This window comes from Aeromonas sp. s10 (genome assembly GCF_040907975.1).
GTDB lineage: Bacteria > Pseudomonadota > Gammaproteobacteria > Enterobacterales > Aeromonadaceae > Aeromonas > Aeromonas caviae.
Genome location: NZ_JBFOCV010000004.1, coordinates 1 through 19878, shown reverse-complemented (window position 1 = coordinate 19878; position 19878 = coordinate 1). Strand labels below are relative to the sequence as shown.

16 protein-coding genes and 1 tRNA gene are annotated in these 19878 nt (G+C 65.6%); 5 read left to right on the top strand and 12 right to left on the bottom strand.

Features of this window, described 5'->3' with window-relative positions:
• The first annotated feature begins 41 nt into the window (after positions 1-41).
• Both seqA and pgm read left to right on the top strand, forming a co-directional pair.
• Positions 42-551, top strand: coding sequence for a replication initiation negative regulator SeqA (seqA, locus tag AB5Y59_RS00395; protein WP_010674108.1), 510 nt, complete (start codon positions 42-44; stop codon positions 549-551).
• Between the two features lie 53 nt (positions 552-604).
• Positions 605-2254 carry a phosphoglucomutase (alpha-D-glucose-1,6-bisphosphate-dependent) gene (pgm, locus tag AB5Y59_RS00390; protein WP_103261100.1) on the top strand — a complete coding sequence of 550 codons (1650 nt, stop codon included), beginning with the start codon at positions 605-607 and terminating at the stop codon, positions 2252-2254.
• 73 nt (positions 2255-2327) lie between these two features.
• On the opposite strand, the gene AB5Y59_RS00385 is transcribed toward pgm, so the two are convergent.
• The gene (locus AB5Y59_RS00385; RefSeq protein ID WP_103243436.1) at positions 2328-3209 is read right to left on the bottom strand and encodes a DMT family transporter; all 882 of its coding nucleotides are present in this window, start codon (positions 3207-3209) and stop codon (positions 2328-2330) included.
• A gap of 94 nt (positions 3210-3303) precedes the next feature.
• Between AB5Y59_RS00385 and AB5Y59_RS00380 the strand changes: the two genes are divergently transcribed.
• The gene (locus AB5Y59_RS00380; RefSeq protein ID WP_368211247.1) at positions 3304-3786 is read left to right on the top strand and encodes a MarR family winged helix-turn-helix transcriptional regulator; all 483 of its coding nucleotides are present in this window, start codon (positions 3304-3306) and stop codon (positions 3784-3786) included.
• Positions 3787-3831: 45 nt separating this feature from the next.
• Here the strand turns inward: AB5Y59_RS00380 and mltB are convergent, their stop codons facing one another.
• The 10 genes from mltB to AB5Y59_RS00330 all read right to left on the bottom strand — a co-directional run bounded on the left by mltB (position 3832) and on the right by AB5Y59_RS00330 (position 13422).
• Positions 3832-4929, bottom strand: coding sequence for a lytic murein transglycosylase B (gene mltB / locus AB5Y59_RS00375; protein ID WP_368211245.1), 1098 nt, complete (start codon positions 4927-4929; stop codon positions 3832-3834).
• A 93-nt stretch (positions 4930-5022) separates the two neighbouring features.
• Entirely contained in the window at positions 5023-5625 is a 603-nt protein-coding gene (locus AB5Y59_RS00370; RefSeq protein ID WP_368211243.1) for a CDP-alcohol phosphatidyltransferase family protein, read from the bottom strand.
• Entirely contained in the window at positions 5618-6280 is a 663-nt protein-coding gene (locus AB5Y59_RS00365; protein WP_368211242.1) for an ATP-binding cassette domain-containing protein, read from the bottom strand. The genes AB5Y59_RS00370 and AB5Y59_RS00365 overlap by 8 nt, the downstream gene beginning before the upstream one ends.
• 4 nt (positions 6281-6284) lie before the next feature.
• Positions 6285-7895: an ABC transporter permease gene (locus tag AB5Y59_RS00360; RefSeq protein ID WP_368211241.1), complete on the bottom strand. Its 1611-nt coding sequence runs from the start codon at positions 7893-7895 to the stop codon at positions 6285-6287.
• Between the two features lie 48 nt (positions 7896-7943).
• Complete coding sequence (locus AB5Y59_RS00355; protein WP_368211251.1) at positions 7944-9074, bottom strand: ABC transporter substrate-binding protein; 1131 nt, start codon at positions 9072-9074, stop codon at positions 7944-7946.
• A 58-nt stretch (positions 9075-9132) separates the two neighbouring features.
• Complete coding sequence (locus AB5Y59_RS00350) at positions 9133-11289, bottom strand: FAD-dependent oxidoreductase (RefSeq protein ID WP_368211240.1); 2157 nt, start codon at positions 11287-11289, stop codon at positions 9133-9135.
• Complete coding sequence (locus AB5Y59_RS00345; protein WP_043154188.1) at positions 11286-11861, bottom strand: carboxymuconolactone decarboxylase family protein; 576 nt, start codon at positions 11859-11861, stop codon at positions 11286-11288. The genes AB5Y59_RS00350 and AB5Y59_RS00345 overlap by 4 nt, the downstream gene beginning before the upstream one ends.
• The gene (locus AB5Y59_RS00340; protein WP_043154191.1) at positions 11851-12561 is read right to left on the bottom strand and encodes a DUF1499 domain-containing protein; all 711 of its coding nucleotides are present in this window, start codon (positions 12559-12561) and stop codon (positions 11851-11853) included. The genes AB5Y59_RS00345 and AB5Y59_RS00340 overlap by 11 nt, the downstream gene beginning before the upstream one ends.
• A 127-nt stretch (positions 12562-12688) precedes the next feature.
• Positions 12689-12967 (bottom strand): peptidylprolyl isomerase, encoded by a 279-nt coding sequence (locus tag AB5Y59_RS00335; protein WP_010674120.1) that lies wholly within the window; start codon positions 12965-12967, stop codon positions 12689-12691.
• 59 nt (positions 12968-13026) lie between these two features.
• Positions 13027-13422, bottom strand: a complete 396-nt coding sequence (locus tag AB5Y59_RS00330) for a hypothetical protein (RefSeq protein ID WP_042878109.1) — start codon at positions 13420-13422, stop codon at positions 13027-13029.
• A 536-nt stretch (positions 13423-13958) separates the two neighbouring features.
• On the opposite strand from AB5Y59_RS00330, the gene AB5Y59_RS00325 reads away from it, so the two are divergent.
• Together AB5Y59_RS00325 and AB5Y59_RS00320 are read left to right on the top strand one after the other, a co-directional pair.
• On the top strand, positions 13959-15734 hold the full coding sequence (locus tag AB5Y59_RS00325; protein WP_042017328.1) for an autotransporter assembly complex family protein: 1776 nt from the start codon (positions 13959-13961) through the stop codon (positions 15732-15734).
• A gap of 76 nt (positions 15735-15810) precedes the next feature.
• Positions 15811-19584, top strand: coding sequence for a translocation/assembly module TamB domain-containing protein (locus AB5Y59_RS00320; protein WP_368211238.1), 3774 nt, complete (start codon positions 15811-15813; stop codon positions 19582-19584).
• A gap of 203 nt (positions 19585-19787) precedes the next feature.
• Here AB5Y59_RS00320 and AB5Y59_RS00315 read toward each other — a convergent pair.
• A tRNA-Tyr gene (locus AB5Y59_RS00315) sits at positions 19788-19872 on the bottom strand.
• Positions 19873-19878 lie beyond the last annotated feature (6 nt).

Here is a 19878-nt window from a genome sequence, read left to right as displayed (position 1 = left end):
TAATCGCCGCATCCGAATTTCGACGAGTCCAGCGCATCCCTATGAAAACCATCGAGCTTGATGACGATCTCTACTTCTTTATCGCGAGCCAGACCCGGCACATCGGCGAGAGTGCGTCCGATATTCTGCGTCGCCTGCTGGAGCAACCCGCCCAGGCCGGCACGGCAACCGTGGCGGCCGCGCCTGCGATGCAACCGCAACCCGTGGCTGATGCCATGGGGCTGGAGGCGTTGCTGGATTCCGGCGAGCTGCAGAAAGAAGAGAAGTCCATCAACCGCTTCATGCTGGTATTGAGCACCCTCTATCGGGACAACCCGGAAGGCTTCACCCAGGCGACCGAGATAAAAGGGCGCAAGCGCGTCTATTTCTCCCGTGACCCGGAAGCGCTGCGTGCCAGTGGCAGCACCACCAAGCCCAAGCCGGTACCGGAGACCCCGTTCTGGGTGATCACCAATACCAATACCAGCCGCAAGCAGAACATGGTTGCCCAGCTCATGAACAGCATGGGTTATGACGAGGATCTGACGGCTCGGGTGTGCGGCGCCGTTTAACCCATCAATGACTTCAGGCCTTGCCGGGCAAGGCTCAGCTCAAGGAAAACGCCATGGCACAGCATTCCCACGCCGGTCAGCCGGCTCGTCTTTGCGATCTGACCAACATTCCCCGTCTGGTCAGCGCCTACTACCTCAACAAGCCGGACATGAGCCGCCCTGAGCAGCGGGTCGCCTTCGGCACCTCCGGTCACCGCGGCAGCGCCCTGCACGGCGCCTTTACCGAATCCCACATTCTGGCGGTGACCCAGGCGCTGGTGGAGTACCGCCAGCAGGCCGGTATCACGGGGCCGCTGTTCGTCGGCATGGATACCCATGCCCTGTCTGAATCCGCCTTTGCCAGCGCGGTGGAAGTGCTGGCGGCCAACGGTGTCGAGACCCGCATTCAGGCCGGCCTCGGCTTCACGCCGACCCCGGTCATCTCCCATGCCATCCTGCGCCACAACGCAGGCAAACCCGTGGCGCAGGCGGACGGCGTGGTGATCACCCCGTCCCACAACCCGCCGGAAGATGGTGGCTTCAAATACAACCCGCCCCACGGCGGTCCTGCCGAAGGCGAGATCACCAAGTGGGTGGAAGACCGCGCCAACGCGATCCTGGAAGCGGGCCTGGCCGGCGTGAAGCGGATGCCGTTTGCCGAGGCCCTCAAGAGCCCGTTCGTGGTGGAACACGACTATGTCACCCCTTATGTGGATGATCTCGAAAACGTGCTGGATCTGGCCGCCATCAAGCAGGCTGGCATCAAGATCGGCGTGGATCCGCTGGGTGGCTCCGGCGTCGCCTACTGGGACGTCATCGCCAGGCGCTACGGTCTGGACATCGAGGTGGTGAACTACAAGGTCGACCCGACCTTCTCCTTCATGACCCTAGACAAAGACGGCAAGATCCGGATGGACTGTTCCAGCCCGTTCGCCATGGCGAGCCTGATTGCTCTGAAAGACAAGTTCGACATCGCCCTTGGCAATGACCCTGACTACGACCGTCACGGCATCGTCACCAAGGCGGGCCTGATGAATCCGAACCACTATCTGGCGGTGGCCATCCAGTATCTGTTCACCCACAGAACCGGCTGGCCCAAGGGGGCGGCCGTCGGCAAGACGCTGGTCTCCTCTTCCATGATCGACCGGGTGGCCGGCGAGATTGGTCGCACCCTCAAAGAGGTGCCGGTCGGCTTCAAGTGGTTCGTGGACGGTCTCTACAGCGGCGAGTTCGGCTTTGGCGGCGAGGAGAGCGCGGGTGCCTCCTTCCTGCGCAAGGACGGTACCGTCTGGACCACCGACAAGGATGGCTTCATCCTGGCGCTGCTGGCGGCCGAGATCCTGGCGGTGACCGGCAAGGATCCCCAGGCCCACTACGATGCGCTCGAAGCCAGATTCGGCCGCTCCAGCTACCGCCGCATCGATGCTCCGGCCAACAGCGCCCAGAAGGCGGTGCTCTCCAAGCTGGATCCGGCCCTGGTGGAAGCCTCCACCCTGGCCGGTGAGCCCATCCTCGCCAAGCTGACCAAGGCGCCTGGCAACGATGCCGCCATCGGCGGCCTGAAAGTGGTGACCGAGAACGGCTGGTTCGCGGCGCGCCCCTCCGGCACCGAGTCCATCTACAAGATCTACATGGAGAGCTTCAAGGGGGAGGCGCACCTGGACCTCATCCAGCAGGAAGCCCAGCAGATCGTCTCCGCCGCCCTGGCCAAGGCAGGCGTTTGACCCTTACGGCAACAACCCATGTGAAAGAGGAGCCCTGGTGGCTCCTCTTTTTTTGTGTCGGGTTGACTGCGGATCAGCCGTTGTCGACGCTGCCGGTGGCGGCCTTGCGGTTCTGCCAGCGCTTGAGGAAGGAGCGGGCCGGCAGCTTCATCAGGAAGAGAGAGAGCAGGATGATGCCGATGCCGAGCCACTGACGGCCATCCAGGGTTTCTCCCACCATCAGCACACCGCAGGAGACCGCCACCATGGGATTGGTGAGGGCCAGCATCCCCATCACCTCCGGGCCATGGCGTTTGAGTCCCCAGAGCCAGGCCCAGTAGGCCAGGGCCGTGTTGAGGATCACCAGCCAGATAAGCCCGGGAGTGGCGTCAGCCTTGGGCAGGGGCATGGGGCCGGCCAGCCACCAGGCCAGCGGGATCAGCATCAGGCCGCCCAGCAGCAGCTGCCAGGCGGTCAGAGCCAGCAGATCGTCCACCGGCCAGCGTTGCATCCAGCGGCTCGACTGGCCGATGAGCAGGGTGGCGAGCAGGGCGCATGCCACGCCGACGGGATCCAGATTGGCAGAGGGATTGAGCAACAAGAGCACCCCGACGAGCCCCATCACCCCCAGCAACAGCCACTTGAGCGTCGGTCTGACACCGTCTTGCAGCCAGGCCAGCCCCATCAGGATGAGGGGCAGCGTCGCTCCCAACGTACCCGCCACGGCGCCGGGCAGGCGAAACGCCGCCACGAACAGCAGGGCGAAGAAGGCGGTGATGTTGCAAAACGCCAGCAGGAACTGCCTGCTCCAGACGAGAGGCGGTCTGCGGGGATGGAGCAACAGCAGCAGCACCCCGGCGGGGAGGGCGCGCCACACGGCCACCCAGTAGGGGGAGTAGTCGGTCAGGTAGAGACTGACGACGGCATAGGTGCTGCCCCAGAGCAGGGGGGCGAGCAGGGCGATCAGCAGCGGCATGGTTATCTCGTAATAAAGTATCTTTAAGTAAAGATACATTAGCCGCGAGTTGGTTTATTATCAAGTATCTTCATGTAAAGATAATGGAGCCCGAATGGAGAGTGATCATGTAGATCAGCTGCTGGCCCAGTGGGCCCGGCAGCGCCCGGACCTCGACTGCTCCCCCATGGGGGTGCTGGGGCGGGTGGCGCGCATGGCGGCGATCGCCGGGCGCGAAGTGAGCGAGACCCTCAAGGAGTGCGGTCTGCTGGGGTCTGACTTCGATATCCTGGCGACCCTGCGTCGGGCCGGTGAGCCGCTGACTCCGACCGCGCTCTACCAGTCCGCCATGCTGAGTTCAGGGGCCATGACAGCCCGGCTCGACAAGCTGGAGCAGCGTGGCCTGATAAGACGTGAAGCCTCCCCCGATGACAGGCGCAGCCTGCTGGTCTGCCTGACGGAGCCGGGGCGGGAGCTGGTTGACCATGCGGTGGAACAGCACGTGGCGAACGAGCGCCGCCTGCTGGCCCCATTGAGCCTGGTCGAACAGGAGCAGCTGGCCGCCCTGCTCAGGCGCTGGCTGCTGGAAAACGAATAAAAAAAACGGGCCTGCGGGCCCGTTTTCGTTGGTATTGGGGCTGACTCAGTAGCCGCCTCTGGCATCCCTGACGGCAAGGCCAAGCTGCCATACCGCCATGGCGTAGTGGGTGCTGTGGTTGTAGCGGGTGATGGCGTAGAAGTTCGGCAAGCCGTACCAGTACTGGTAACCGGTGCCGACATCCAGACGCAGCAGGCTCGTCTCGCTGTGGTTGCCGAGGGTGCTGGTGGGGGTCAACCCGGCGCGGCGCAGGGAGGCGACCGGGTAGCGGGTCTGGAAGCCGTGCTCATAGCCCGGCAGCTGTCCCTGGCCGCGTACTGCCACCGGCTGCCCTTTCTCCCAGCCGTGGGCCTTGAAGTAGTTGGCCACGCTGCCGATGGCATCCACCGGATCCCACAGGTTGGTGTGGCCGTTGCCGTTGAAGTCCACCGCGTAGTTGCGAAAACTCGACGGCATGAACTGGCCGTAGCCCATGGCCCCGGCATAGGAGCCCTTGGGTTCGGTGGGATCCATCCCTTCATCCCGGGTCATCACCAGGAAGGCTTCCAGCTCGCCGGTGAAGAAGTCGGCGCGGCGCGGGTAGTCAAATGCCAGGGTCGCCAGGGCGTCGAGAATGCGGGTCTTGCCCATCACCCGACCCCAGCGGGTCTCCACCCCGATGATGCCGACGATGATCTCGGGTGGCACCCCGTAGATCTGCTGCGCCCGGTTGAGTTCACTCTCGTATTCACGCCAGAAGTTGACGCCGTTCTGTACGTTGTCCGGGGTGATGAACTTGGCGCGGTAGCGGTTCCAGGCGCCGGTCGGGCCGGTGGGCGGTCTGGTGGTGGGGGCCTGGGCGTCCATCAGCTTGATGATCCAGTCATAACGCTCGGCCTGGGCCAGTACCCGGTGCAGCTCGGCGCCGTCGAAACCGTGCTTTTGCACCATCCGCTGCACGAAGTTGTCCACGTTGGAACGATTGGCGAAGTCCCCCTTGCTGACCCCGGGCTGGCTCACCTGTCCGTAGAAGGGTTTGCTCGGCGGCGTCTGGTTGATGAAGGCGCTGTTGGGTTGGGGTTTGACCACGGGCTTGGGCGCCGGCGTGCTGCTGCAGCCGTAGATCAGGGGAAACAGGGAGAGGACACAGACAAGGCGACGCATAGGGTTCTCGTGAGCCTGAAAAAGAGTGCCGTCATGGTAAAACATTGGCGTGCAGGCGCAAGTGCTCCGTGCCGGCGCGCCCCCGGGATCCCGTCAGCGCAGGGTGTGGTAGCCGCTCCAGATCCGGGTCAGTGTCGTGATGGCACAGAGCAGGGCGAAACCGTAGGCCAGTGGCACGAAGGCGGCGGGCCAGAGGCCCATGAGCACGAAGAGGGCGATGGTTTCGCTCCCCTCGGTGAGCCCGCCCAGATAGTAGAGGGATTTGTGGTGGTAGACGGGGCTCTCGATGCCCCGCTTGCCCGCCATGATGGCAAAGGCCAGAAAGCTCGATCCCGTGCCCATGAAGGCGAACAGCAGGGTGGCGGCGGCCAGGGCGTTGGCTGGGTCGGCGAGGGCAAAGCCCAGCACCACGGCGGCGTAGAAGATGAAATCCAGCGTGATGTCGAGAAACCCGCCGCAGTCGGTGATGCCCGTATCCCGCGCCACGGCGCCATCCAGCCCGTCCAGCAGCCGGTTGAGCAGAATCGCCGCCAACGCCCATTGATAGTAGCCAAAGGCCAGCAGCGGCAGCGCCAGCATGCCGATGAGAAAGCCGGCGAGACTCACCTGGTTGGCGCTCACCCCGGCCCGGCACAGGGGGCGGGCGAGCGCGGCGAGGGGGCGGCGGATAACCGGGATCAGGTGGCGATCAAACAAGGTGGTGCTCCTCTTCGGGGATGGCTGGGGGGATCAGCTGCAAGATGGTGCCCGGCGCATCCTCTTCGTCGTGGGTCACCAGCAGGGCGGGGATGGCCTGCGTGCGCAGGCGCTCGAACACCAGGGTTCTGAATGCCGCCCGCAGCGGCTTGTCGAGGCGGGAGAAGGGCTCGTCCAGCAGCAATGCCCTGGGCTCGGCCAGCAGGGCACGCAGCAGGCTGACGCGGGCTTTCTGGCCGCCGGAGAGCGCCCCGGGCAGCTTGTCCGCCTGAGCCTCCAGCCCGACCTCGGTCAGCGCCTCGCGGGCCCGGGTCTGCCTTGCCGCCATCCCCTTGAGATGCGCCGGCATGCCGAACATCAGATTTTCGGCCACCGTCAGGTGGGCAAACAGCAGGTCATCCTGAAACAGGATGCCGACGCCCCTCTCCTGGGGGGGGAGCAGGGTGAGGCGATGTGCGCCGAGCAGGATGTCCCCGGTCAGCCGGATGGGCCCCCCGGGTGGCAGCACTCCTGCCAGCGCCGCCAGCAGGGAGCTCTTGCCACAGCCGCTCGGTCCCATCAGGGTGAGCACCTCGCCCGGGGCCACCCTGAGGGGGGGGAGCGTCAGCAGGGGGGCGCCGTCGAGGAAGAGGGTGAGTGCGGAGGTATGCAGCATCGGGTCAGGGCCTCAGGGCGGGGTTGATGCGCCGCGGCAGCCAGAGCGCCAGGGCATAGATGAAAAGGGGCAGCAGCAGTTGCAGCAGGCCGTAGAGCCCCGCCAGCCGCCGGTTGAGGCCGCTGCCGATGGCCACCGCCTCCGTGGTGATGGTGACGACCCGCCCGCCCCCGAACAGCAGGGTCGGCAGGTATTGGGTCAGGCTCACCGCCGCTCCGACACCGAAGGCGAACAACAGGGGACGGGCGAGCAGGGGACCCTTGACTCGCCACCAGGCCCCCCAGGGGCTGGCCCCGAGCGTGAGGGCCACCCGGGTGAGGCGCTCGTCGAACTGGCGATAGGGGCCGTGCAGGCAGAGATAGACGTATGGAAAGACGAAGATCAACTGGCTCCAGAGTACCCAGCCAGGGCCTATGCCAGTGAATCCCAGCCCGTCGGTCTGAAGGCGCAATCCAAACAGCAGGCTGGCCTGGGGCAGCAGCAGAGGGAGGCAGACAAGCCAGAGGGTGCGTGTGGCGCGGCGCGCAGGCAACGCCTCGAGGCAGAGCACCGCCAGCAGCAGGGAGAGCGCGGCGCAGAGCAGGGCCAGCCACAGACTCTGCCACAGCAGCGGGCCCAGGCTCGGCAGCAGAGCCAGCCAGTGGTGGCTGCTCCATTCGCTCGGCCAGAGGGCGGGAAAGGACCAGCGCCGGGTCAGGGACCAGAGCAGCAGGGCGGCGAGCACCAGCAGATTGGTCAGGAGCAGCCCCCACACGCCTATGCGGGCAATGAGTGCGGGCCAGGGCGAGGCGGGGGCACGTCGCCCATCCAGCCAGCGTGCCTTGCCGAGGGTGAGGTGGGTCCGCTCCAGCAGCCTGAGGGCGCCAAGCAGCAGCAGGTTGAGGGCGAGCAGCAAGAGGGCGCCGCTGGCACTGGCGCCGCGCCAGGCGGGGTCGGCATCCTGATACCAGAGCCAGAGTCGCACCGCCAGGGGCGGCGGGGCATCCGGCCCCAGCAGCAGGGCGAGATCCACCACCGCCAGACCATAGGCGGCCACCGCGTAGAGGGGCAGTCGCAGGGCGGGCCAGAGGGCGGGCAGCAGCAGGCGCCACCAGATCCGGGGGGCACTGAAGCCGAGGCTGGCCCCCAGCCACTGCTGGCGCGCCACCTTGGCGGGATCCAGTGCCGCCAGCGCCATCAGCAGCAGGAAGGGAGTCTCCTTGAGGATGAGCACCACGATGAGGCCAAGCCCCCAGGGATCCTTGATGGTTTGCCAGTCCGGGGGCTGATGGGTGAGGTCAAGCAGGGGGGCGACGAGGCGCAGCAGCCAGCCGGAGGGAGCGATCAGAAAGGCGATGCCGATGGCAAAGGCGACGTGGGGAAGCGCCAGCAGGGGGGAGAGCAGGCGGCGCAGCCAGCGCATCCAGGGACGCCCGTCCCCCTGGGCGAGCAGCAGGGCGGTGGCGCCGAGGGTCCCCAGGGTGGAGGCCCCCGCCACCCAGAGACTCAACCCTGCGGAGTGCCAGAGTCCGGGCTGGGGGAGCAAGAGGGATAGATTGGCGGGGGCGAGCCCCTCGATGACCAGCCACAGCAGCCCCCCGGCGAGCGGGATCCCCAGCAGCAAGGCTCCCAGCATCAAAAAGGGCAGCAGGAGGAGAAGAGGGGCGCGCGCCTGCATGATGGATCAGTGGCCGTAGCGCTCGGCCCAGGCTGCTTCCAGCCGGGTCTGCCAGCTGGGGTGGGGCTCTGCCACCCCCTTGAAGCGCAATGCCGGACGGGTCTGGCCTGGCAGCGCCTCCTGGCGCAGCACGCTGGGATCCCCCCAGAAGGCGGGGTCGCTCTTGCGCGCCTGGGCGGCGGGGCTCAGCAGGAAGTTGACCACCACCTTGGCCCCGGCCCGGGCGGAGGCATTGAAGGGAATGGCGAGGAAATGGCTGTTGGTGAGCGCCCCTTTCTCCATGGCGATGGCCTGGACGGTGGGGGGCAGGGTGCCGTTTTGCACCGAACTCTGGGCTTCCCCCGGGTTGAAGCTGATGGTCATGGCCAGCTCGCCGTCATCGAGCAACTGCCTGGTTTCGGCGGCGCCGGTGGGGAAGAGCCTGCCCTTTCGCCAGAGCGCGGGGTGAAGCTGGTCGAGCCAGGCCCAGAGAGGGGCGGTGATGCGAAGGAAGTCGGCATCGGTCGCCTCCCGATAGAGGGGCGCCGGATCCGGTGTCAGCTCCAGCAGGATCTGCTTGAGAAAGCTAGAGCCGTGAAACTGGGGAGGCTTGGGGTAGGTGAAGCGGCCGGGGTGAGCCTTTACCCAGGCCAGCAGGGCGGCCGCCGAGGTGGGAGGTGCGTCTACCTGGTCGCCATCCACCATCAGATTGAGCTGGCCTATGCCCCAGGGGGCCTCGAGCCCCTCGACCGGCACGGTGAAGTCTTCACTCACCGGCAGGGCGGTGTCCACCAGGGCCATGTTGGGCAGCTCGTCGGTAAAGGGGGCCCCCAGCAGCCCCTGCTCCTTGAGCGCCTTGAAGTTCTCGCCGTTGACCCAGAGCAGGTCGATGGGGCCGTTCGACGTCTTGCCAGCCTGCTTGCCGGCCAGCAACTGGCTCACGCTCTGGGCGATGTCATCCACCTTCACCTGCACCAGCTCGACCTGGTACTGGCGAGCGATCTCCTGCCTGGCCCACACCAGGTAGGCGTTGATCTCGGGGCTGCCCCCCCAGGCGTTGAAGTAGACGGTCTGCCCCCTGGCGGCCAGCAGGGTCTGCTGCCACGACGCGTCATTGGCGTGGAGCGGGGAGGCAAGCAGAAGGGGGACGGCGGCCATCAGGGGACGGAGCAGGGCGCGAAGTCGGGTCGTGAACATGATGGTTGCCTCGTCAGAGTCAGGCGCCGCGGCGCCAGCGGTGATAACGGGCCAGCAGCGCCAGCAGGCGCCCGGGCTGGCGGGCACGGCGCCAGGCGCCAGCCACGTACTTGTTCCCCTCCATCAGGGTGGGGTAGGGGTGAACGGTGGCGAGGATCTTGCCAAGTCCCAGGCGGTGGCGCATGGCGAGGGCAAACTCGGCGATCCGCTCGCCGGCGTGAGCACCCACTATGGTGGCCCCGAGTATCCTGTCACGGCCCGGCACCGTCAGCACCTCGACAAAGCCCCCTGACTCGCCGTCGGCGATGGCTCTGTCCAGCTCGGCCATCTCGAAGCGGGTCGACTCGAAGGGGATGCCTCGGGCCCGAGCCTCTTTCTGGTTGAGGCCGACCCGGGCTATCTCCGGACTGGTATAGGTGGCCGCCGGCATGACCCTGTAGTCTGCCCGAAAGCGCCTGAACTGGCCAAAGAGGGCGTTGATGGCGGCATACCAGGCCTGATGAGCGGCAAAATGGGTGAACTGGTAGGGGCCGGCAACGTCCCCCACCGCCAGGATGCTGGGGTAGTTGGTGGTGAGGAAGCCGTCGATGGCCAGGGTGCCGCCGGGGGCCAGTTCAACCCCCAGCGCCTCCAGCCCGAAACCGCTCACGTTGGCCTCCCGGCCAAGGGCCAGCAGCAGCTGGTCCCCCTCAACCACCAGCGTCTCGTCCCCCCGGCGCAGGTGCAGCCGGATGGGCAGGTTGGTGCCTTTACCGTCCATATACTCGGCCGAGGTAGCCTGCCAGCCGAGGTGCAGGGTGACGCCGTCGTGCTCCAGCTGCGCGGCCAGGGCCCCGGCGACGTCCCTATCTTCCCGGGGCAGCAGCTGAGGGCCTTGCTCCACCAGGGTGACGGGGATACCGAGCAGGGCCAGGCTCTGGGCCAGCTCGCAGCCGATGGGGCCCCCTCCCAGCACCAGCAGATGGCGGGGGGGCTCACGCAGTCGCTGCCAGAGGGTGTCGGAGGTGAGGTAGGGAACCCCGTCCAGTCCCGGCAGTGCGGGCACCCGGGGGCGGGCGCCGGTGGCGATCACGATATGGCGGCTGGTCAGGCGCCTGCCGTTGACCTCCACCTCCCAGGGGGAGGTGACCCGCGCCCGCCCCTGGATGCACTCCACCCCGAGTCCTTCATAGCGCGCCACCGAGTCGTGGGGTTCGACCTCCTCGATGACCCGGGCGACCCGCGCCATCACGGCGGCGAAGTCGGCGCGGCTCTGGCTCGGGGTAAAACCAAGCTCCCCGGCCTTGCGCTGTTCAATGGCGAAGCGGGCGCTTCGGATCAGCGCCTTGGAGGGGACGCAGCCGGTATGGAGGCAATCCCCCCCCATCCTGTGCTGCTCGATGAGGGCCACTCTGGCTTTCACCGCGGCGGCGATGTAGCTGGTGACCAGACCTCCGGCGCCGGCACCTATCACCAGCAGGTTGTAGTCAAAGCGCGCCGGCTTGCGGTAGGGGGCGTGCAATCGGTAGAGGGCGAGACGGCGCTGCAAGGCACGCATCAGCCAGGGCATCAGGCCGAGCAGGGTCAGGGCGGCCAGCAGGCCGGGGGAGAAGAGGTTGCCTGTGCTGGTGAGGGTAGCCAGCTCGCTCCCCGCCAGCACGTAGACGAGGGTGCCCGGCAGCATGCCGAGCTGGCTGACCCAGTAGTAGGTGCTGACTCTGATGGGGGTGAGCCCCATCACCAGGTTGACCAGAAAGAAGGGGAAGAGGGGGATGAGGCGCAGGCTCAGCAGATAGAAGGCCCCCTCCTTTTGCATGCCGGCCTGAACGCTCGTCAGCTTGTCGCCAAAGCGCGTCTCGACCCAGTCCCGCAGCAGGAAGCGGGCGCTGAGAAAGGCCAGGGTGGCGCCGAGGGAGCTGGCAAAGGAGACCAGCAAGAGCCCCCACAGGATGCCGAAGACGGCGCTGCCCGCCAGGGTGAGCAGGGCAGCCCCCGGCAGGGAGAGGGCGGTGGTGAGCACATAGAGCACCAGAAACAGCAGGCTGGCCGCGACAACATGGCTGTCGACCCAAAGGGCCAAGCGCGCCTGGTGGGCCTGCAACTGGGTGAGGCTCAGATAGTGGCCAAGGTCGAGGGCAAAGAAGGTGCCGACCAGGGCCCCCATCGCCAGCAACAGCAGCAGGCGTGCCTGGTTCATCCCTGCCCCTTGTCGAGGGGGTGCTCGGGTTGCACCGGCAACTGGCAGAACCCCTGGGGAGCGATGTCGAGAGCGGCATTGAACTTGGCGGACATGTTCTGGAAGGCGATGAGGCCGGTGAGCTCCACCAGGGCGTCGTCATCGAACCAGGGCTTGAGGCGGGCGGCCTGCTCGTCGCTCACGCCATCCAGCCCGGTCATGGCCTCGGCATAGTCCAGCACGGCCCGCTCCCGCTCGTCGAACAAGGGGCTGTCGCGCCACCGGGCTAGCGCCTCCACCTTGTCGCTGGAGCCTGCCCGCTTGACGAGGGTCATGGCGTTGATGTCGACACAGAAACGACACCAGTTGAGCTGGGAGACCCGCACCGTCACCAGGGAGCGCAGCACGGGGTCGATGGGGGAGCGCTTGCGGTTGATGACGCCGTAGAGGGTGGCGACCGCGGCGAACAGCCTGGGGGAGCGCCCCCAGCACTTGCCCGGGATCAGCACCTGACCGTAGTTGCGTTTCTGCAGCCAGAAGAAGGGGCGGATGAACCAGGCGTAGGCCCGGTCCGGTTTGACCTCAATGCGCATCTTGTTCCTCTTTGAGCTTCTCCATCTTGGGCTTGTAGGCCCCGCCCAGACGCTCGTTCAACCGATTCAGGAAATCGATGATCCGTGCCCGGTTGACCCCCAGATCGCTGCGCCCCTGGCGCGAGGCGGAGCGCATGTCGATACGGGTCTCTTTGGGCCCGGCAAAGACCCGCAGGGCCACGTCATCCTGAAACCCGAACCAGCCGGTGGTGACGACGGCATCGATACCCTCGCTGCCCGGGCGAACCTGCCAGCCCAGCTCCGTCATCAGTTCCTCGGCTTCCGCGAGCACTTCGACCGGGGATGCCCGGGTATAGAGAGGACCGGGGTTGCCTGGAAATAGTTGCAGGGGCGGGGGGGAGACCGGGAGATCCTCCGGGCTTCTGAGCTGCTCGGCCCACTGGAGCCGTGGCGGATGGTAGGGATCCGTGCTGACGTCGTTGGTGAGGGGGGAGCGCAGCGCCTGGACGAGAAACAGCAGGGGCAGCAGCAGGGGAGTTATGCCCCAGATATCCGGCCAGAGGTTGGTGGTGCGGCGATAGCGCCAGGGCAGGCGCAGCAGCAGCACGAGGCTGAGGAGGGCGCTGGCGAGACAGAGGATGAAGCCGAGCCACCAGGGCCAGAGATGGGCGCGGCTGCCAAGGGCCCCGCAAAGGGGCAATAGCCAGGTCAGCAGCGGCCACCACAAAGAGCTGTGCATAAGAGGGATCCACGGGTCAGGATGGAACTATGCCCAGAAGGATAAACTTAATTGCCTGATAACGTTAGTAAATGATCATCAATCCCAGGCGTGCGGCTCAGAGAACCGATGGCCTCGTCGCCCTGGATCAGCTGCGATAGAGCACCTTGATGAGGTGGAAGCCGAACTTGGTGCGCACCGGCCCCAGCACGGTCAGCAACTCCCCCTTGAACACGGCATCGTCGAAGGACTTGACCATGTCCCCCTTGGAGAACTCTCCCAGATCGCCGCCACGCTTGCCGGAAGGGCAGGTGGAGAAACGCTTGGCCATCTGGCTGAAATCGGCGCCCTTGGCGAGCTTCTCCTTGATCTCCAGACACTGTTTCTCGGTCTTGACCAGGATGTGCTGGGCACAGGCTTTTTTCATCGGAATGCTCCTCGGCGAGGGGAAAGGGGGCGCAAGATTACTGCAATTGCGCCTCCACGTCAGCCCCTCGGGCGCGAGACCCGGCTTCGGGGGCCGGTGGCCAGGGGGACCCTGGCCCGGGATTGCCAGAGGATCTCCAGCCCCAGCAGGGCATAGAGGCTCCAGATGGCCAGGGGGTTGAGCCAGTTGCCCCCCATCTGCAGGGTGGCCAGGGCTGCGCTCACCAGCAGCAGAACTATGCCGGGCAGGCGCCAGTGGGCAGACAGGGGGGCGAGCAGGGCCATGCCCAACAGCAGGGCCAGGCCAAAGGGCAGATTGAGCGCGGTGAAGGCGAGGGCCTGCTGGCCGTTCATGCCAGTCAGCAGGGCCAGCAGGGCGCTGCAGCAGGCCAGGAAGGTGATGAACTCGAGTCGGTCGGCGATGTAGTCAGCCAGTTGTTCGCTACGTAGGTGCATGGGGTCTCTCCTGCGATGATTGGGATCAGTGTGGGACAGGCAGGAGCGCAGGGGCAGCGGGATAAATCGATTGAATTGAACGAAGCTTTAGTGCCATCTATTCAAGTGATTGATTTAAACTTATTTTCCTGTTCAATAGCAGGCAGGGTGGGGAAGAGGGCACGGAGCAAGTCGAGGGGGACGGGTTGACGAAACCCGCCGGATGCGGGGTGTCCGACAAGGGTTGTCGCGACGAGCCGGACCCTGCTGCCAGCCCAAGGCCGCCAGGGGAGATCCGGCGTGGCGGGGTCGGTGGTGGCGTTTTGTTCGCCCCTTGCCCGGATTGTGCGCAGTTTGGCTCCTCACACCCGGCTGGCTCCTTGCTGGGCCGAAGCGATCCCCGCACCGGGGGCGGCAGAGCGGCACGCAAAGGGGCCCCGAGCGTGGGATTTCGCCGTCGCGATTATGCTAGGATGAGCGGCACTCGCCCGGGATGAGTCTCGGTATCGTACTAAATAACACAATCTTTAAATCATGTTATTCGGGGAAAATGACGTTTGACAGGATGCTATCCTACTTTTCTCACCGGGAGCACTTCATCCGGGCGATCCCGTCGCCCCGGGCCCGGTCTCTTGCTGCTCGCCCTCGCTCTCTGGCTGATGGCGATGCCCGCCATGGCGGCCAAGTTGACCTACCAGATCAAGGGGGTCAGGGGAGAGCAGAAAGACAACGTCGAGGCCTACCTCAACGCCCTGCCCGTCTATCAGGAACGCCAGTACCGCCCCGCCCGCGCCAAGATCACCGAGAGCGTACAGAAGGCGCTGCAGGTCTATGGCTACTACCAGCCCAAGATCACCCTGAACCGCGACAAGAAGACGCCCGCCAAGGTGGTGATCGAGATTGAGCGGGGGGAACCCGTGATCATCTCGCGCCTCGACATCCTGCTGGAAGGGGATGCGGGGAGCGACGAGGTGTACAGCGAGCTGCTGGACAAGCTGCCCCTGAAGGAGGGAGATCCCCTCAACCACGGCAAATATGAATCCATCAAGGCGGATCTCGGCAGTCTGGGGCTGGCCCGCGGCTATTTTGACGCCAAGATCAGCAAGAGCCAGGTCAAGGTTTTCCCGGAACAGGGCAAGGCGGAGATCTACATCCTGTTTCGCTCTGGCCCGCGTTACCATTTCGGCGAGATCCGCTATGACGCGACGCCGGAGGCACTGCACCTGATCCGCCCGCTCATCAACATCAAGAGCGGCGACCCCTATCTGGCGATCCGTCTGGCGGAGATGTCCCAGGATGTCTCCTCCACCAAGCTGTTCAAGCAGGTGGACATCAAACCCCTGATCAGCCAGGCCGAGGGCAACCGGGTGCCGGTGCAGGTGACCCTCTCCAACCGGGTCGATCACGAAATTGAGACCGGTATCGGTTATGCCACGGACGTGGGGCCGCGCCTGAGTGCCACCTGGGAGAAACCCTGGGTGAACCGCTATGGTCACCGCCTCTCCAGCACCGCCAAGATCTCGGCGCCGGAAGCGGAGCTCAGCTTCGACTACCAGATCCCGGTGGGCAACCCGCTGCGGGATTACTACTCCCTGCAGGCGGGCTATCAATACACCGACAACAACGACACCCGCTCCGATCTGGCCACCTTCGGGGTGCACCGCTGGACACGCCGACCGGAGAGCTGGGACAGAGACGTCTTTGTGCGCCTGGAGAACGAGCGCTACGTCCAGGGTCAGGACGAGGGGAACAGCCTGCTGCTGATCCCCGGCGTCTCCTGGTCACGGCTGCGGGTGCGCGGCGGTCTGGTGCCGGATTGGGGGGATCGCCAGCAACTGACGATGGAGTTCTCGAGCCCCTACTGGGGGTCCGACATCAGCTTCATGCGGGTGTGGGGGCGCAGCAAGTGGCTGCGCACCCTGGGCGAAGATCACCGTTTCCTGATGCGGGCCGAACAGGGGGCCATCGTCGGGGATGATTTCTCCCTGGTCCCCCCCTCCCTGCGCTTCTTCACCGGCGGCGATCAGACGGTCCGGGGCTACGGTTACGAGACCATTTCGCCACGGGGGGACGATGGCAAGCTGACCGGCGGACGCTACGCCAGCGTCGGCAGCCTGGAGTACAACTACCGTTTCAGCGAGAAGTGGCTCGGTGCCCTGTTCGTGGACGCCGGGACCGCCACCGTCGACTACAGCGAGGCCTGGAAGATAGGCACCGGGGTCGGGGTGCGCTGGGTCACCCCCATCGGTCAGGTCAGGCTCGATCTGGCGGTGGGCATCTCCGAGGAGGACAAGCCGCTGCGGCTGCACTTCGCACTGGGGCCGGAACTATGACCCGGCAACCAGGCGCATATCCTCTTCTTTCTCTTTTCTGGCCGCTGCGGCTGCTTTCCTTGCAGGGGTCTGCATCGTGATCTGGGTAAAACGCATTTTCTTGTGGCTCATGGGCCTTTTCTTCCTGCTGCTCATCGGCGTCAGCCTGCTGGGCTTCACCCATCAGGGCAACAAGTGGTTGTGGCAACAGGCCAGAGCCGCGCTGCCCTCCCTCAAGGGGGAGCTGGTGGCGGGGCAACTCGGTTATGGCTGGACCTTCGAAGGGGTTGGCTGGCAGGACGAGCTGGTGGATGTCACCGTGGAGCGGGCCGTGCTGGACTGGGATCTGGGCAAGCTCCTGCAGGGCAAGCTCTGGATCAAGACTCTGGCGGTGACTCGCCCCGTGGTCCGGGTGGCGGAGTCCGAGCCGGTGCCGGAAGAGCCGTCGGAGCCCTTCGTCTGGCATCCGTTGCCGCTCAAAATCCAGGTCGACAGCCTCAAGGTTGCCGATCTCGATGTGGCGGTGCCCGGCGTGACGATCACCCTCAAGGATCTGGACATTGGCGCCGCCCTGGATCGCGCCGGGCTCATCGTGCGCGGCCCTGTGCTCGATGGCCTGAACGTGGTGCTGGCACCGTCCCCGGTGGAGGCGGCCAGTGACAAGGGCGCCAAACCGGCGGATGAGAAAAGCGCCACCCTGGCGGCCGGCGAGCGCAAGGCTGCCCCCGGTGACAAGACGCAGGCCGCAAACAAGCCCGAGCCCATGGTGCTGCCGGAGGTGCGACTGCCTTTCCCCATCCAGCTGGAGGGGCTGAAAGCCACGGCGTTCCGTTATCAGCAAGGTGAGCTGGTGGAGGGGCTAGACAACCTGTTGCTGTCGGCCACCGCCGAGGAGGAGCGCATCGACATCCGGGAGCTCTCCTTGCGCCATGCCATGGCGGATCTGGCCTTGAGTGGTCAGGTGCGCCTGCACGAGGATTACCCCCTCGCCCTGACTCTGGATGCCAAGGCGCGTCAAGGGCTGCTGGACGGGGAGCTCAAGGGGGAGCAGGTCAATCTCGTCCTGGACGGTTCTGTGGGCAAGCTTGGGCTGGCACTCAAGGCCAAGGGGCCGGTGGGCGCCAATCTCAAAGGATCCCTTGCGGCCCTCGACCCGGATCTGCCCTTCGATCTGGCGCTGGACTGGAAGAGCCTCTCCTGGCCCCTGCACAAGCCCGCCAAGGATGAGCCCAGCTATCGGCTGGACAAGGGCACCCTGAGCGCCAAGGGCAAGCTCTCCGGTTACCAGTTTGCGCTCAACACCGCCGGCAAGGGGACCGATGTGCCCCCCTTCAAGGTGGCGCTCTCGGGCAAGGGGGATCTCAACCAGCTGAGCCGTATCGAGCTGCTGCTGGGGGCCCTCAAGGGGGAGCTCAAGCTCGACGGCAAGCTGGCCTGGAGCAAGGGGGTCCAGTGGCAGGGGACGACCGAATTCAAGGGGATCAACCCGGCGGAGCTGGTGCCCGAGATCAAGGGGGCATTGGCGGGCAAGATCACCAGCCGCTTCGATCTGGATGAGGCGGGCCACTGGCAGCTGGCCCTGCCCGAGCTCAAGGTGGATGGCAAGCTCAACCAGTATCCCCTGGCCTTGCAGGGCAGGCTCAGCGGCAACGACAAGATGGAGTGGACCATCCCGGCCCTGGCGCTGCAAAGCGGCCCCAACCGGCTGCAGGCCAAAGGCTCGCTCACGACCCAGGCCTGGAAGCTGGATGCGGATCTGGATGCGCCCAAGCTTGGGGGTATCTACCCGGGTCTGGGAGGGGACATCAAGGGCCAGGTGCGTGTCACCGGCAACCAGCAGGCGCCGCGCGTGAATGCCGATCTGGTGTCGGGCCGACTCGCCTACGCGGGCACCGTCCTCAAGGAGACCGTCATCAAGGCCAACGCCCTGGTCGGGGAGAAGCCCGCCGGTGAGGTGGCGGTGACGGTGGCGAGCCTGGCGCAGGGGGAGACCAAGCTCTCGCAAATCGCCCTGAACCTGAGCGGCGATCTCGAGCGTCACGGGCTCACCTTGACCATGAAGGGGGATCCCCTGGCGGCAGACCTCAGCCTGAATGGCAGCTTGCGCGGTGACCACTGGCGTGGCGCCCTTGCCGAGCTGAAGCTCAAGACCCCCCTCAAGCGCTGGGCGCTGACCGCCCCCTGGTCTCTGGACCTGGATCTGCCGAAACAGCAGCTGACCATGGGGGATCTCTGCCTCGCGTCCCAGAAGGCCAGTCTCTGCGTCAAGGGGAGCCGGATAGCCCAGTCCCAGGGCAATCTGGAATTTGCCCTGAACGAATTTGATCTCAAGCGGCTGCGCCCCTGGTTGCCGGACAATTTCCGCTGGCAGGCGGTGCTGTCGGCCGACGGGCGCGCCAGCTGGCGCGGCAACCAGCCGACCCTGCACGCCACCGTGCGTACCACGCCTGGGACCTTCGTCGCCGACGAACTCAAGACCGACTACCAGCGCCTCGAGCTCGGGATCGATTTCGAGCGCCAGCAGGCCGCCATCCGGGTCGATTTCGCTTCCGAGCAGATCGGCAACATCGACACCGATCTGCTGATCCGGGATCCCGCCGGCCGCGGCAACCTCGGCGGTCAACTCAGGTTTGACGATCTGAAGCTGGCGACCTTTGCGCCCCTCATTCCCGAAGTGCGCTCCCTGCAAGGGGTCATCTCGGCGGATGCCCGCTTCGACGGTACCCTGGCTGCCCCCCTGCTGTATGGCGAGCTGAACCTGAAGGAGGGGGAGGTTCAGACCCACTCCGACATGGTGACCCTCTCCAAGCTGGTGACCCGCCTCAAGATAGAAGGCAACCGGGCCGAACTCGACGGCTCCATGATGGTGGGCAAGGGCCCCCTGGTGCTGGGGGGCTGGCTGAGCTGGGCCCAGCAGCCGGTGACCGGCAGCCTCACCATTCAGGGCAAGGAGCTGGAAGCCCAGTACCCGGGCATGGGTCGGGTCAGGGTGACACCTGACATCGCCATCTCTCTCGGGGAGGAGACCAGGGTGACCGGGCAGGTGGACATCCCCTGGTCGCGCATCCTGGTCAAGAGCCTGCCAGACAGCGCGGTAGCGGTCTCCGATGATGTCACCGTCATCTACGACGATCTGCCGCCGGTCCCCAAGGCGGCACCGCTGCCCATGGAGATCAGGCTCGCCATCCGGCTCGGGGACGACGTCCGCCTTGAAGCCATGGGACTCAAGACCAAGGTGGGAGGGGCCCTCAACATTCGCCAGGATCCCTCCAAGCCGCTCTCGGGCAACGGGCAACTGGAGCTCAGGGACGGGCGCTTCAAGGCCTATGGCCAGAACCTCATCATCAAGGAGGGGCGGATCCTCTTCTCCGGCCCCATTGATCAGCCCTATCTCAACATCGAGACCTATCGGGATCCGGACACCATCGAGGACAACGTGACCGTCGGGGTGCGGGTGACGGGGCCGGCCACCAAGCCGAAGATCACCGTCTATTCCGAGCCGCAGATGGCGCAGTCCGAACAGCTCTCCTATCTGTTGCGGGGCAAGGGATTGCAGACCAGCGGCGAGGATGGCGGCTTCAACGGCCTGCTGGTGGCGGGGGCCGTGAGCCAGGCGAGCGGCGTGGTCTCCAGCATCGGGGAGTCCCTCGGCATGAGCGACGTGGCCCTCGATACTGCAGGCAGTGGCGATGACACCCAGGTGACCCTGTCGGCCTACCTGCTGCCCGGCTTGCAGTTCCAGTACGGGGTCGGGGTGTTCAGCCCCATCGCCGAATTCAAGCTGCGCTACGAGCTGATGCCAAGGCTCTATCTGCAGGCCATGAGCGGGGTGGCCCAGGCGGTGGATATCTTTTATCGCTTCACCCTGTAAGGGGCGCGGATGACAAGACAGATGCCTGGGGAGACGTTTATCCCCCTCTGCCCGACCTGCTGATGACAGCTGTCGCCAGCAGGTTCGGGGTGAGAGCGTGCAATATTGACGGGAGGCCTGGCCTCCCGTTTTTTTGTAGAAGAAGGGGATTTGTGGAAGGCAGAAAAGCGAAAACCCGGCACAAGGCCGGGTTCTCTGAAAGATGGTGGAGGGAGAAGGATTCGAACCTTCGAAGGCAGAGCCGTCAGATTTACAGTCTGATCCCTTTGGCCGCTCGGGAACCCCTCCACGGGG

What these genes read in the sequence shown, in the direction of transcription:
- AB5Y59_RS00340 (WP_043154191.1), bottom strand. Translation starts at nt 12,561, where the DNA reads ATGCACAGCTCTTTGTGGTGGCCGCTGCTGACCTGGCTATTGCCCCTT.
- AB5Y59_RS00385 (WP_103243436.1), bottom strand. Translation starts at nt 3,209, where the DNA reads ATGCCGCTGCTGATCGCCCTGCTCGCCCCCCTGCTCTGGGGCAGCACC.
- AB5Y59_RS00360 (WP_368211241.1), bottom strand. Translation starts at nt 7,895, where the DNA reads ATGCTGGGAGCCTTGCTGCTGGGGATCCCGCTCGCCGGGGGGCTGCTG.
- AB5Y59_RS00380 (WP_368211247.1), top strand. Translation starts at nt 3,304, where the DNA reads ATGGAGAGTGATCATGTAGATCAGCTGCTGGCCCAGTGGGCCCGGCAG.
- pgm (WP_103261100.1), top strand. Translation starts at nt 605, where the DNA reads ATGGCACAGCATTCCCACGCCGGTCAGCCGGCTCGTCTTTGCGATCTG.
- AB5Y59_RS00355 (WP_368211251.1), bottom strand. Translation starts at nt 9,074, where the DNA reads ATGGCCGCCGTCCCCCTTCTGCTTGCCTCCCCGCTCCACGCCAATGAC.
- seqA (WP_010674108.1), top strand. Translation starts at nt 42, where the DNA reads ATGAAAACCATCGAGCTTGATGACGATCTCTACTTCTTTATCGCGAGC.
- AB5Y59_RS00335 (WP_010674120.1), bottom strand. Translation starts at nt 12,967, where the DNA reads ATGAAAAAAGCCTGTGCCCAGCACATCCTGGTCAAGACCGAGAAACAG.
- AB5Y59_RS00330 (WP_042878109.1), bottom strand. Translation starts at nt 13,422, where the DNA reads ATGCACCTACGTAGCGAACAACTGGCTGACTACATCGCCGACCGACTC.
- mltB (WP_368211245.1), bottom strand. Translation starts at nt 4,929, where the DNA reads ATGCGTCGCCTTGTCTGTGTCCTCTCCCTGTTTCCCCTGATCTACGGC.
- AB5Y59_RS00365 (WP_368211242.1), bottom strand. Translation starts at nt 6,280, where the DNA reads ATGCTGCATACCTCCGCACTCACCCTCTTCCTCGACGGCGCCCCCCTG.
- AB5Y59_RS00350 (WP_368211240.1), bottom strand. Translation starts at nt 11,289, where the DNA reads ATGAACCAGGCACGCCTGCTGCTGTTGCTGGCGATGGGGGCCCTGGTC.
- AB5Y59_RS00345 (WP_043154188.1), bottom strand. Translation starts at nt 11,861, where the DNA reads ATGCGCATTGAGGTCAAACCGGACCGGGCCTACGCCTGGTTCATCCGC.